The organism is Caballeronia sp. SL1002, from assembly GCF_057814995.1.
This window is the reverse complement of the sequence record NZ_JBYMUW010000005.1, coordinates 1,190,064-1,203,035: the sequence shown is the minus strand read 5'-3', so window position 1 is coordinate 1,203,035 and position 12,972 is coordinate 1,190,064. Positions and strand designations below refer to the sequence as shown.

Sequence of the window (12,972 nt, the reverse complement as noted above, 5' to 3'; positions counted from 1 at the left end):
AGCCTCTCGCACCAAGCCATACATGGGACTTTTCTCGTTCGGCAAGAAAGACGACGCACCATCCGGTCGCGACGCATATTCCGACTCTTCGCGAGGCGCGCGCCAAACCGTCCGCACCGAACGCCGCACGCGCCGCAGCGAGCGCCCTGACGCCGACGCGATGATGCTCGACCCGACTTTGCCCGAGAAGCAGCGCGCGCGCCGCCGTCTGGTCGGCGCAATCGCGCTGGTGCTGGCGGCGGTGATCGTCTTGCCGATGGTGCTGGATTCGCGCCCGAAGCCCGTCACCGACGACATTTCCATCGACATCCCGAGCCGTCCGGTCGTGGCGCCGAAGCCGGCGCGTTCAGAGACGCCTCCGTCCGACGCCGACACGCAAGCGGGCGTCGCACCCGACGGCCCGCCCGCGAACGCAACGGCAACGCCCACGACGGCTGCGTCATCCGCGAGCAGCGCGAGCGCCGGCGTCGCCAAGCCGGCTGTCAACACAGCACAGAATTCCGGCGCGAACGCCACGGCCACGGCCAAGCCCGAAGCGAAAGCGCCTGTTCAGGCGGCTCCGACGAAGCCAGCCGCGAAGCCCGCCACACCGCCCGCGCCCTCGGCAGCCGAATCCGACGAAGACGGCAGCGCGAACTCGAGCGCGAGCACGGCGAACACGCCTTCATCGCCGCCGGGAAGCCGCTTCGTGCTGCAAATCGGCGCTTTCGACGACGAAACCGCCGCGCAGAACTGGGTCGGCAAGTTGAAGTCCGCGGGCGTGCCCGCATATGTCGAACATCGCAAGCAGGCCGACGGATCGACGCGTTCGTTGTTGCGCGCCGGACCGTTCGCCGACCGTGCGGCCGCGACCGCCGCGCTTGCCAAGGTGCGCCAGGCCGGCCTCGGCGGCAGCAGCAAGAACTAGGCGCGAATGTTTACTGCGTTCGACTATGCGGTGATGGCCGTGATCGGCCTGTCCGCCTTGCGCGGAATGTGGCGAGGCTTGCTGTCCGAGGTGTTCGGGCTGATCGGCTGGATCGCAGCGTTTTTCGTCGCCGGGCGCTTCGTGGGCGTGGTCGTGCCGTATATTCCGGCGACCTGGCCGGGCGGTGCGCTGACGCAGTGGCTGATTGCGTTCATGCTGATCGTCGCGGCGGTGTTGCTGGTGTCGAGTGTTCTCGGCGCGCTCCTGACGCGAATCAGCGAGGTCACCGGCCTGCGCGGCGTGGACCGCTCGCTCGGATTGCTGTTCGGTCTCGTGAGAGGCGCTATATTGGTAGTGATACTGGTCGCCCTTGCAGGCTTGACCGAACTGCCGCAAAAGGATTTTTGGCGCAAAGCGCTGTTCCGGCCGACGGTCGAACAGGGCGTGCGCGAACTGAAACCGCTGCTTCCCGATACGCTCGCCGCGTATGTGCGCACTTCGTCGGATGTCCCGCGCGACACGACACCCGGATCCGATCCCGGCGCCGCACACTGAACGAACAGGCTGGCTACACGAGGAATCCGCGACGGCTCGGCGTATCGCCGATGCGGCCCGTACTCGTGATTTTCCGCATCATCGCGCCAGCACCGCCTTTTGGACCCGTTTCGACTCTTTGAAGGACATGCCATGTGCGGCATCGTAGGTGTAGTTTCCCAAAGCCCCGTCAATCAGCTGATCTATGACAGCCTGCTGCTTCTGCAGCATCGCGGTCAGGATGCGGCGGGTATCGCGACCGCGAACGGCAACAATTTCCACATGCACAAAGCGAACGGCATGGTGCGCGACGTGTTCCGCACGCGCAACATGCGCAGTTTGCCGGGCAACGTGGGGATCGGTCAGGTGCGCTATCCGACAGCCGGTTCCGCGTCGAGCGAGGAAGAAGCCCAGCCGTTCTACGTGAACGCGCCGTTCGGCATCATCCTCGCCCACAACGGCAACCTGACGAACTGGCTGCAGTTGAAGGACGAGATGTTCCGGATCGACCGCCGGCACATCAACACCGCATCCGACACCGAAGTCCTGCTGAACGTGTTCGCGCACGAACTGCAACTGGCAAGCTCCGGCCTGCAAGTCGATCCGGCCGCGCTCTTCAAGGCGGTATCCGGCGTGCATCGGCGGGTGAAAGGGTCGTATGCGATCGTTTCGCTGATCGCGGGCTACGGACTGGTGGCGTTCCGCGATCCGTTCGGCATCCGTCCGCTCGTGCTCGGCAAGATGGAAACGGCGACCGGCGTGGAATGGATGGTGGCGTCGGAATCGGTGGCGGTGGAAGGCATCGGCTTCGAGTTCGTGCGTGACGTGGAGCCGGGCGAAGCTATTTTCATCGATAACGACGGCAATCTGCACAGCAAGCAATGCGCCGAAAACCCGTCGCTGAATCCGTGCATTTTCGAACTCGTGTACCTCGCGCGGCCGGATTCGTGCCTCGACGGCGTGCCGGTCTACAACGCGCGCCTGCGCATGGGCGATTACCTCGCCGAAAAGATCAAGCGCGTGCTGCCGGACGTGCCGATCGACGTGGTCATGCCGATTCCCGATTCGTCGCGCCCTGCCGCGATGCAGGTGGCGGCGAAACTCGGCGTCGAATATCGCGAAGGTTTCTTCAAGAATCGTTACGTTGGCCGCACGTTCATCATGCCGGGCCAGGCTGTGCGCAAGAAATCGGTGCGCCAGAAACTGAACGCCATGGCCATCGAGTTCAAGGGCAAGAACGTGCTGATCGTCGACGATTCGATCGTGCGCGGCACGACTTCGCATGAAATCGTGCAGATGGCGCGCGATGCCGGCGCGGCGAAGGTTATTTTCGCTTCGGCCGCGCCGCCGGTGAAGTTCCCCAACGTGTACGGCATCGACATGCCGACGCGCGGCGAACTCGTCGCGCACGGCCGCAGCGACGACGAAGTGGCGCGCATGATCGGCGCGGATCACCTCGTCTACCAGGACGTGGCCGATCTGAAGCAGGCCATTCGCGACATCAATCCGGCGCTGGGCGAATTCGAGGCGTCGTGCTTCGACGGCAACTACATCACCGGCGACATCACGACCGAATATCTCGACCGCATCGAAACCGCGCGGCTCGCGCCGCAATCGCAATCCGACCGCGACGCCGCCAGCGAAGCGCAGGAAGGCGGACCGGCGCGCTCGCAGTTGCATCTGCAACTCTCGGTGGAGTGAGTTCGCGCGTTATCCTGAAAAGACGCGGGCCGTGGTAGCATCGTGGCTTGCGTCGATTTGAAATCAGCTTGCGGACGCGGGGTTGGGCCAGACTGGCGCGACTCCAAACAGCTAAAGCGAAACGGTGGCAACACCGGACCGCTTCCGGCTATTTCCGCATCAGCCCGCTTTTGAGTCGCTCGCGCGACGCACAGCGGGCTTTTTTGCGTCTGGCGCGCGCGAAACTGCCGGCGCGACGCAAGGAACCACCGGCCAAACACACCGAAACGGACAACACGAACATGGACGATCATCTCAATTTCGACACGCTCGCCGTGCGCGCGGGAACGCTGCGCAGCGACTTCAACGAGCATTCGGAAGCGCTATTCCTCACGTCGAGTTTCTGCTTTTCGAGCGCCGCCGAAGCGGCCGAGCGCTTCAAGAATTCGGAAGAGGCGTACACGTACTCGCGCTTCACGAACCCCACGGTCACGATGTTCCAGAACCGGCTTGCCGCGCTGGAAGGCGGCGAGGCGTGCATGGCAACCGCGTCCGGCATGGCCGCGATCATGGCGGTCGTGATGTGCGCGCTGCAGCAGGGCGACCATCTGGTGAGTTCGAAGAGCCTGTTTGGATCGACGGTCGGCATGTTTTCGCAGATTTTCCCGAAGTTCGGCATCACCACCACGTTCGTCGATCCGACCGATCTCGACGCGTGGCGCGCCGCCGTGCGTCCGGAAACGAAGATGTTCTTCCTTGAAACGCCGTCGAATCCGCTAACCGAAATCGCCGATATCGAGGCGATCGGCAAGATTGCGAAGGAAGTGGGCGCGCTGTTTGTCGTGGACAACTGTTTTTGCAGTCCGGCGCTGCAACAGCCGCTCAAACTCGGCGCGGACGTCGTGATGCACTCGGCGACGAAGTTTCTCGACGGTCAGGGCCGCGTGCTCGGTGGCGCGCTGGTCGGCTCGAAGCAGTTCATCATGGAAAAGGTTTTTCCATTCGTGCGCAGCGCCGGGCCGACGCTTTCCGCGTTCAATGCCTGGGTGCTGCTGAAGGGCATGGAAACACTGTCGCTGCGGGTGGAAAAGCAGTCGTCGAACGCGCTCGAACTCGCGCGCTGGCTGGAGCAGCATCCGGCGGTCGCGCGCGTGTTTTACCCGGGACTGGAATCGCATCCGCAATACGCGATCGCGCAGAAACAGCAGAAGGCGGGCGGCGCGATCGTCTCGTTCGAGCTCAAGGGCGATACGCAGGAAGCGGCGCGCGCGAATGCGTGGCGCGTGATCGATTCGACGAAGGTGGTGTCGATCACCGGCAATCTCGGCGATACGCGCACGACCATCACGCATCCGGCCACGACTACTCACGGGCGTCTCAGCGTTGAAGTGCGCGAGGCGGCGGGAATTCGCGAAGGGTTGATCCGCGTGGCGGTCGGGCTGGAGAATCCGGAAGATGTTCGCGCGGATCTGGAGCGCGGTTTGAGCCAGATCGTTTGATAGACGCGGCGTTTTAGCTTTCCGGCGCGCCGCGCCATTTGCCCGGCGCGATCCGGAAACGTCGCGAAAACGCGTGCGTGAAGGCGCTTTGATCGGCGAAACCGACGTCGAGCGCGATGTCGGTAAGCGAACGGCGCGTGTCGGCGAGCAGCGTCAACGCGGCGTCGAGCCGCAGACGCTGCACATAACGATGCGGCGTCTCGCCGAACGCCTCGATAAACAGCGCGTGGAAGCGCCGCATCCCAAAACCGCAATGCGCGGCGAGATCGGCGACGCGCAGCGGCTCGGCGAGATGGGCGCGCAGCCAGCGGTCGATACGCGCGAAATCGAGGCCGCGCGCGGGTTCGCCGGTTGTACCCGCGAGCAGTGCGCCGCATAGATGCGTCGCGGCTTGCCACGCGAAACGGCCGGACGCGCCGGACTGAGCGCGCATGGCCACGTCCTGCACGAGTTGCGCGACCTGCGGATCGATTTCCACCGCGCGCGCCCGGTCGAAAAAACGCTCCGGCAACGCGACGGACGCGAGCGGCAAGTCGATCACCAACTGCCGGTTTTCACCGGCAGCCGAATAATCGTGACGCGCGCCCGCCGGAACGATCCACGCGCCGCTCGCATCGATCCGGCGCGCGCGGCCATCCACCGTCATGTCCATCGCGCCGTCGAGTCCGAGCACGATCTGATGGAAATCGTGGACGTCCGACGCTTCCACCGCGCCGTAGCGGCGCAATGACACGGTGGGTCCGCCGCTGGCGAGCGTCATGGGCGAATCAAACGTCGAGCAGTTCCACTTCGAACACGAGCGTCGCGTTCGGCGGAATCACGCCGCCCGCGCCGCGCACGCCGTAGCCGAGTTGCGGCGGGATCGTCAGACGGCGCGTGCCGCCCACTTTCATGCCCTGCACGCCTTCGTCCCAGCCCTTGATGACCATGCCGCCGCCCAGCACGAACGCGAACGGGTCGTTGCGATCCTTGCTCGAATCGAATTTCTGACCGTCGGTCAGCCAGCCGGTGTAATGCACGCTCACCGTTTTGCCCGCAACGGCTTCCGTGCCATCGCCCACGGTGAGGTCTTCATATTTGAGACCCGAATCGGTCGTCACGATCGACATAAACACTCCTGATGAACCGGCCTTGCAGGCCGGGGTTTGAAACCGCTATTGTAGGGCCTCTTGCGCGGGCGGGGCGCGCACGGCACTTGCTGCATCGTGCGTGAGCATCTTGAAAATCGGCGCGCTTGCCGCGCACGCGCCGACGCCATTGGGCGCGGTCGCTCACCTATAATGCGCTTTCATCTCTAAAAGTCCTGGCAACATCGACCTCGCAAGGATTTCAATCGTGACAACGACTTTTTCAGGTTCCGTGGATTCGGGGCGGCCCATGCTTGACGACAGGTCCGCCGGCGCCGACGGCGTACTGCTTCTCGACAGCGCGCTGCGTTGTTTGTCGGCCGATACGGTATTCGCCCATATTTTCGATATCGACGCGCAATCGTTGGCGGACCGTCCGCTCGCGGATTCGGCATTGCCCAAGCCGCTGGTCGCCGTGTTGACCGAAGCCGCCGATGCCGCGCGCGCCGCGAACGGCGTGCATCGCGCGCAGGTTTCGTTCGATCACGACGGCGTCGCCCGCGCGTTCGCAATCCTCGCATTGCCAAATCGCGATGAAACGGTAAGCCTGCTCGTTTCACCTTCGACAAGCACGAGTGGAGCATCCGCTCCCGCGGATAGCGACTCGCGCACCGCGTTCCTGCGCGCCCAGGTCGCGCTTTTCATGCGCGATCAGGTGCTGTCGGTGGTTTCGCACGATCTGCGCGGGCCGCTGAACGCCATTCATAGCTGGGGTTACGTGCTGGAGCGCAAGATCGACGCCGCCGATCCGGCCGCCCAGCGCGCGCTCGCGGGCATCCGCTCGGGCGTGGAGCAGCAGGTCAAGCTGATCGAGACATCCATCGATACGACCCGCGCCGAAACGCGCGCCATCGCGCTCGATCGCGCGCCGGTGGCGTTGCGCGCGCTGACCGAACGTAGCGCGGAGGAAGCGCGCGCGAGCCTCGCGACGGCGCGCGGCGTCACGATCGAGATCGATTCGCCGCTCGCGGAAGAACAGATTTCCGCCGACGCCGAGCGGCTCACGCAGGCGCTCTGGCTGATGCTCGCGTTCGCGGCGGAGGCGAGCCCGAGCGGCGCGGCGGTCGCATTGACGAGCGCGATCGAGGGCCAGACGTGGAAGGCGCGCGTCGCGTTCACGGCATCGACGGATGCGCTCAACGACACCAAAACGCCGCACGTGCTCGAAGCATTTGCACGCAAGCAGACGTTGCATCCGCGCGAGGCGGGCCGCATTTCGTGGATCTTCGCGCTCTGCAAGCGGGTGGCGGAAGCGCACGGCGGCACGTTCGAGCAGGACGATATCGTCGATGCAACGGCCGTGCGGCTCACGCTGAGCGTCCCGCTCGGGGGCGCTTAAAAAGGAACCCTGAAAATCCCCGGTTTATCTTTCAAATCGCGACTCGCCTCTATACTGGCGTATTCCATTTGAGAGAGAAATGCCTTGACTCAGGTTGTCGCGCTTGTTGGCGCCTTGTTGCTCGTCGCGTTGAACGGGTTTTTTGTCGCCGCCGAGTTCGGGCTCGTTAAACTCCGCGCGACTCGCGTGCAGGCGATCGCGCGGACCAACGGTCTGCCCGGCCGCCTGCTCGCGAAGGTACACGGGCAACTGGACGCCTATCTTTCGGCGTGCCAGCTCGGTATTACGCTCGCGTCGCTCGGGCTCGGATGGATCGGCGAGCCGGCGTTCGCAGCGCTGCTGCATCCGCTCTTCGCGCTGATCGGCGTGGAGTCGGAGAAGCTGATCGAGTCGATCTCGCTCTTTTTCGCGTTCTCCGTTATTTCCTTCCTGCATATCGTGGTGGGCGAACTCGCGCCGAAGTCGTGGGCGATCCGTCGCGCCGAGCAGGTCGGCTTGTGGCTCGCCATGCCGCTCTACGGTTTCTACTGGCTGATGTACCCGTTCATCTGGGTGCTGAACGCGAGCGCGAATCAGGTGCTGAAACTGTTCGGCCTCTCGGGCGAACACGGTCACGACGCCCACTATTCCACCGACGAACTCAAGCTGATTTTGCGCGGACGCCGCCTGTCGGGCGCGTCGTCGTATAACGCCGACGAGTGGAACACCATCGCGCATTCGCTCGATTTCAGCCGCATGACCGTGTCCGATCTGATGCGGCCCGCGCACGAAATGGTGGCGCTGCGCAACGACTGTCCGCTGCGCGAAAACATGAACGTGATTTCGCGTCACCGGTTCAGCCGTTATCCGTTGTTCGCGGATGCGTCGGGCGAGCGCGTGATCGGCATGATTCACTTGAAGGACTTGTTGCTCGCGCGTGAGAACGCGGGGAGCAGTTTTGCGTCGAGTTTCACCAAGTCGGACGCGAAGGTCGAATCGTTGCAGAAATATGTGCGGCCGGTGCAGTACGTTGCGCCGAATCTGTCGGCGCTAGAGTTGTTCCGCCGATTCCGCAAGGGCGCGCCGCATTTCGCGCTGGTCGGGCGGAAGGGGGCGAAGCCGATCGGCTTTCTCACGCTCGATAATCTGCTCGGCGCGCTGGTCGGCCAGATTCACGACGAATTCCGACAGGGCGACGCGGACTGGTCGCGGATGGACGACGGCACGTTGATGGGCAAGGGCAGCTTGCCGGTGGTGTCGCTGGAACGGGCGCTCGGGATCGATATCGATGAAGGGCGTGCGGAGTCGGTTGGTGGACTCGTTATCAATGCGCTCGGCGATTTGCCGAGTGAGGGGCAGCGGGTGGAGTTTGAGGGGTTTGATATTGTCGTTAAGAAGATGAACGGGCCGCGGATTGTGCTTGTGCGCGTGTATCCGCGGGAGGAAGTTTTGCAGGAAGATGATTGACGGCGGCGGCGGCGGTTTTGGTTTTGCTGGCGCTCGTTGCTTTTGTTTGCCTGCGCTTGCTGGGAACTTGATTTCGTGTGGGTCTTTTAGCACGCCGATATGCGCGGCAGCAGTTACTTTCTTTGGCTAGCTGCAAAGAAAGTAACCAAAGAAAACAGCACGGGATTCGTCGCCGTGGGGCGGCTTGAGGGTGGTCGGGGTAAACCGTCTGATGCTCCGGCGCTTTCTGGGAACTTGCTTTCGTGTAGGTCCATTAGCACGCCGCTATGCGCGGCAGCAGTCACTTTCTTTGCTGCTGTGTACAGACCGGAGACATAGCTGACAGGTGTACGGAGACATGGTTGACACTTTCGGGTAATCGAACGCCCGAAATCCTCCCATGCCCTGGAACGTAAAAGACACCATGAGTCTCCGACAGGAATTCGTTCAACTCGCCACCCAACGGAGCGTGCCGTTCAGCGAGTTGTGCCGACGTTTCAACGTCAGCCGCCAGACCGGCTACAAGTGGCTTGCCCGCCACTCGACGCAAGGCCTTGAAGGTCTCGTCGATCGCTCGCGTCGTCCGCACGACAGTCCCGCGCGCTCATCCGATGAGATCGTCGCCGTCGTGCTCGACCTGCGCCGCGAGTACGGCTGGGGCGGACGCAAGATCGAGCGTCGTCTGCAAGATCTCGGCCACGCCAATGTGCCCGCACCCTCCACGATCACCGAGATCCTGCGCCGTCACGACCTGCTCCACGCGCCTGAGGACAGACCGCAGCGGCCCTGGCAGCGCTTCGAGCACGAGCATCCGAATGCGCTGTGGCAGATGGATTTCAAGGGCGATTTCCCGACCCTGGAGGGTGGCCGCTGTGCGCCGCTGACGGTGCTCGACGATCACTCGCGCTTTAACATCGTGCTCGCCGCCTGCGGCCGGACAACCACGGAAGTCGTGCAGACCGAGCTCGAGCGGGCGTTTCGCTGCTATGGGCTACCGTCACGCATCAATACCGATAACGGTGCGCCGTGGGGTTCCCCGAGCGCGCCGGGCCAGTTGACCGAGCTCGCGGTGTGGCTGATCAGACTGGGTATTCACGTGAGCTACAGCCGACCGTATCATCCTCAGACGAATGGCAAGGATGAGCGATTCCATCGGTCGCTGAAAGCTGAAGTGCTGGCGCGGCACGTGTTCACGACCCACGCCCACGTGCAGCAGGAGTTGGAACGCTGGCGACAGGTGTACAACACGCAACGCCCGCATGAGGCGCTGGACCTGGCGACGCCGGTGAGCCGCTACCAACCCAGCCCGCGAGCGATGCCCGAGCATCTGCCAGAACCGCAATACGGGCCTGCCGATGAAGTGCTGCGGGTCAATTCAAATGGCCTGGTGCGTTTCAGAGGCGAGGCGCTGCGTCTGTCGACTGCGCTCAAAGGGCTGTACGTGGCCGCACGTCCAAAGCACGACGAAGACGGCGTAATTGAGTTCTGGTTTGCCCATCAACGCATTGCAAAACTTGACCTGAAAGCAGCAAAACCCTGAACATCAGGTGTCAACGATGTCCTCGTACATGTGTCAACTATGTCTCCGGTCCGTACACAGCAGCAAAGAAAGTGACTGCTGCCGCGCATAGCGGCGTGCTAATAGACCTACACGAAAGCAGGTTCCCAGAAAGCGCAGGCAAACAAAAGCACACATCGCCAGCAGAACCCAACCCCAAGCGCCAGCAAAAACCCAACCCCGAGCGCCAGCAAAAACCCAACCCCGAGCGCCAGCGAACCCCACCTCACGTATTAGAAACACTCATCCCACTCTGATGCCCGACGATCGATAAAAACTCTCGCCGCGTCGAAGGATCCGAGCGAAACGCGCCAAGCATCCGCGAAGTGACCATCGACGATCCCGCCTTGTGTACGCCGCGCGTCGACATGCACTGGTGCGCTGCCTCCAGAATCACGCCGACGCCGAGCGGCTGCAGCACCTCATTCAACGTATCGGCGATCTGCGCAGTCATCTTTTCCTGAATCTGCAGGCGCTTGCCGAACGCATCCACGAGCCGCGCGAGCTTCGAGATCCCCACCACGCGCGTGTTCGGCAGATACGCGACGTGCGCGCGCCCGATGATCGGCACCATATGGTGCTCGCAGTAACTCTCGAAGCGGATGTCCTTGAGCACGATCATCTCGTCGTAACCCTCGACCTCCGAAAACGTGCGCGCCAGAATCTCGCGCGGATCCTGTGCGTATCCCGCGAAAAATTCCTCGTACGAGCGGACCACGCGCGCCGGCGTGTCGAGCAGACCTTCGCGCGATGGATCGTCGCCGGCCCAGCGCAAAAGCACACGCACGGCGGCTTCGGCGTCTTCGCGCGACGGACGATCGGCGGGATGCGCGTGGATGTCCGAAACGGGAACGGGTGACTTGCCGGGGGCGTTCATTGGGGACTCCTGGTGCGTGTCGAAGCACCCATTGTTCCACGTTTTTCCAGTTCGACGAGGACGGCGCGGGCTTCGAGCGTGCCAATCCGGCTCGGGATTTTCCCTTTACTTGAGCGGCTTGCCGTCGCGCAGGATCAGCACGGCCGTCGCCGATACGAACTCGGCGCGCACCGTATCGCCCACCTTGAGCCCCTGCAGCGCAAGCTCCGGCGACGCCCGGAACTGCTCGGTGCGCGTCGGGTCGCGCAGCGTGACGGTGCGCGTTTTCGGATCGATGCGCGTAACGGTCGCAAGCACGCGCGTACGCCTTGCGAACGCGGCGACGCCGCCCGACGCGGGAATCGCGGTCTCGGTTTCCACGCGCTCGGCAACCCTGCCTTTCGCCAGCTTGTCGACGCGCACGAGCAGCGCGGTCTCGTAGCGGATCTTCAGCACATCGCCGATCCGCAGCCGGCTCACGTCGCCCACTTCCCGGCTCACGGTCACGTCTTCCACCACGCCCGAATCGCGCTTGAGCGTAATGCTGTTCGACGCGGGATCGATACCGACGACCCGCGCGCCCGACTCCGTCACGGACGTCGCGGCGAGCGCGCGCCGGGTCGCGCCTGACGCCTCCACCTGGGCCACGGCGGCGTGGCAGAAGAGCGCGAGCGCGGTCGATGCAGCCAGCGCGATCAGTCTGCGTTCGGACATCCGGGTCTCCTTCGCCGCTAGCGTCGCGATTTGGACAGCAGGTGGCCGAGACCGAGATTCGTCGCGATCTGCCAGATATACACGCGCGAAAAGCGCACGCCGTAGCGGCTTTCGATCAGCGCCCGAAGCCGCGCGTTCGTCCACACGTCGCTCTCGAAGCCGTGCAGCCGCGCCGATTCCTGCAACGCGGCGGCGATCGCGGCCAGCGCGTTCTGGTCGAGCGTGGGCGACCGTCCGCCGACGCCGAGCTGCCTGAGCGCGTCCAGACCGCCCGCCTCGACGATAGCCTGATAACGCTTCACCGTCTGCGTGGAGAGATGAAGACGATCGGCCACTTCATCGACCGTTGCTCCGTCGATGAGCATCTGACCGGCGGTCATTCTGCGCACGACGCTGGGTAGATTGTCCGGCTGAGAAAGCATCTGCGCACTCGTCGTAGTGTTCGCATGGATGCACGGCGTAGCCTGTGCCACGTTTCGTTGCAAAGTGCGTGTAACGCCCGGATGGAGCTGGAGAATGCCGGACGCATGCGGCGGTTTCCAGCACGGTGGCGGGCGGGCGTTCAATCGCCGGCGAAGCAAATTCTTGTCTTGAAGGCGGCGCATTGCGGTTTAACCGGCTTGCGGACGGCGTTATTGGGGAGACTCCGTCACTTGGGTTCTACATCGACTGGCCGGTCTCAAAACCCGCATGTGTCCACCAATAAACGTTTTGACCGGCCTTGAGTGAAGGCTGTAATAATTATTCTTCTTGTAATTCGATAAAAAACTTCCTATGCAATTCGAATCCTCATACGTCGAAATCCGCCGGATAAGTTGACTCCCTGAAACAGCAGTACAAAACGTTTCATTTTCATTCGCGTTACAAAATGTTCTTGGCAGGGCGATAAAACGTTTGCTAGCATCTGTAAACACATCAGAGAAGCGCGGTTCGAGACAACTCGAAAAGCCGGTCGTCCGGCTTGGCTTCATACAGTTCTATCCGGTTCTACTTCGCTTGGTCGATTCGGCGAATCCGCCGGCGGTTCAGTTCTGTCTTCAAACGAGTTTCACGCGCGGGCGATACGCTCCGTCGCGGTTTCCTTGTCGCCGCTAGGGCGAGGGACGAGTTCGACCCTGTAATTCCGCGATTGCGTGCCTTATGCGATATCTGCATTTTGCGCGTTCCAGCAGGTGCGCGAGTGATTTCGCTTGCGCTGAAAATATGCGTTCACTGATTGGTTAATAAGCACGCATCGGTTCTGAACCGGTATTCCGGCCTGCAGCGCGGATATTAATTTATGAGGCAACTGCTTAACCGCGACATTAAGGAGTTCATCGCCCAGACGGGGAAT

General features: G+C 62.9%; 12 protein-coding genes. 7 read left to right on the top strand and 5 right to left on the bottom strand.

Annotated elements, in window-relative coordinates; translation table 11 throughout:
* Window positions 1-22 precede the first annotated feature (22 nt).
* The 4 genes from AC3D25_RS29745 to AC3D25_RS29730 all read left to right on the top strand — a co-directional run bounded on the left by AC3D25_RS29745 (window position 23) and on the right by AC3D25_RS29730 (window position 4,620).
* Window positions 23-907 (top strand): SPOR domain-containing protein, encoded by an 885-nt coding sequence (locus AC3D25_RS29745; RefSeq protein WP_488892059.1) that lies wholly within the window; start codon window positions 23-25, stop codon window positions 905-907.
* Window positions 908-913: 6 nt separating this feature from the next.
* Window positions 914-1,462, top strand: a complete 549-nt coding sequence (locus AC3D25_RS29740; protein WP_488892058.1) for a CvpA family protein — start codon at window positions 914-916, stop codon at window positions 1,460-1,462.
* 132 nt (window positions 1,463-1,594) lie between these two features.
* Entirely contained in the window at window positions 1,595-3,142 is a 1,548-nt protein-coding gene (purF, locus tag AC3D25_RS29735) for an amidophosphoribosyltransferase (RefSeq protein ID WP_488892057.1), read from the top strand.
* A 281-nt stretch (window positions 3,143-3,423) separates the two neighbouring features.
* On the top strand, window positions 3,424-4,620 hold the full coding sequence (locus tag AC3D25_RS29730) for an O-succinylhomoserine sulfhydrylase (RefSeq protein WP_488892056.1): 1,197 nt from the start codon (window positions 3,424-3,426) through the stop codon (window positions 4,618-4,620).
* 13 nt (window positions 4,621-4,633) lie between these two features.
* On the opposite strand, the gene AC3D25_RS29725 is transcribed toward AC3D25_RS29730, so the two are convergent.
* The gene (locus AC3D25_RS29725; protein WP_488892055.1) at window positions 4,634-5,380 is read right to left on the bottom strand and encodes a helix-turn-helix domain-containing protein; all 747 of its coding nucleotides are present in this window, start codon (window positions 5,378-5,380) and stop codon (window positions 4,634-4,636) included.
* A gap of 7 nt (window positions 5,381-5,387) precedes the next feature.
* Complete coding sequence (locus AC3D25_RS29720; protein ID WP_488892054.1) at window positions 5,388-5,729, bottom strand: FKBP-type peptidyl-prolyl cis-trans isomerase; 342 nt, start codon at window positions 5,727-5,729, stop codon at window positions 5,388-5,390.
* Between the two features lie 268 nt (window positions 5,730-5,997).
* Here AC3D25_RS29720 and AC3D25_RS29715 point away from each other — a divergent pair, with 268 nt between their 5' ends.
* The 3 genes from AC3D25_RS29715 (at window position 5,998) to AC3D25_RS29705 (ending at window position 10,051) form a co-directional block, all read left to right on the top strand.
* The gene (locus AC3D25_RS29715) at window positions 5,998-7,086 is read left to right on the top strand and encodes a sensor histidine kinase (RefSeq protein ID WP_488892053.1); all 1,089 of its coding nucleotides are present in this window, start codon (window positions 5,998-6,000) and stop codon (window positions 7,084-7,086) included.
* Window positions 7,087-7,170: 84 nt separating this feature from the next.
* Window positions 7,171-8,532, top strand: coding sequence for a hemolysin family protein (locus AC3D25_RS29710; RefSeq protein ID WP_488892052.1), 1,362 nt, complete (start codon window positions 7,171-7,173; stop codon window positions 8,530-8,532).
* 379 nt (window positions 8,533-8,911) lie between these two features.
* A complete protein-coding gene (locus AC3D25_RS29705) occupies window positions 8,912-10,051 on the top strand; it encodes an IS481 family transposase (RefSeq protein WP_488888469.1) in 1,140 nt (379 codons plus the stop codon).
* A gap of 244 nt (window positions 10,052-10,295) precedes the next feature.
* On the opposite strand, the gene folE is transcribed toward AC3D25_RS29705, so the two are convergent.
* From folE to AC3D25_RS29690, 3 genes are all read right to left on the bottom strand, one after another.
* Window positions 10,296-10,946 carry a GTP cyclohydrolase I FolE gene (gene folE, locus AC3D25_RS29700; RefSeq protein WP_488892051.1) on the bottom strand — a complete coding sequence of 217 codons (651 nt, stop codon included), beginning with the start codon at window positions 10,944-10,946 and terminating at the stop codon, window positions 10,296-10,298.
* Window positions 10,947-11,051: 105 nt separating this feature from the next.
* Window positions 11,052-11,639 (bottom strand): copper-binding protein, encoded by a 588-nt coding sequence (locus AC3D25_RS29695; protein WP_488892050.1) that lies wholly within the window; start codon window positions 11,637-11,639, stop codon window positions 11,052-11,054.
* A gap of 17 nt (window positions 11,640-11,656) precedes the next feature.
* A complete protein-coding gene (locus AC3D25_RS29690; RefSeq protein WP_488892049.1) occupies window positions 11,657-12,061 on the bottom strand; it encodes a helix-turn-helix domain-containing protein in 405 nt (134 codons plus the stop codon).
* Window positions 12,062-12,972 lie beyond the last annotated feature (911 nt).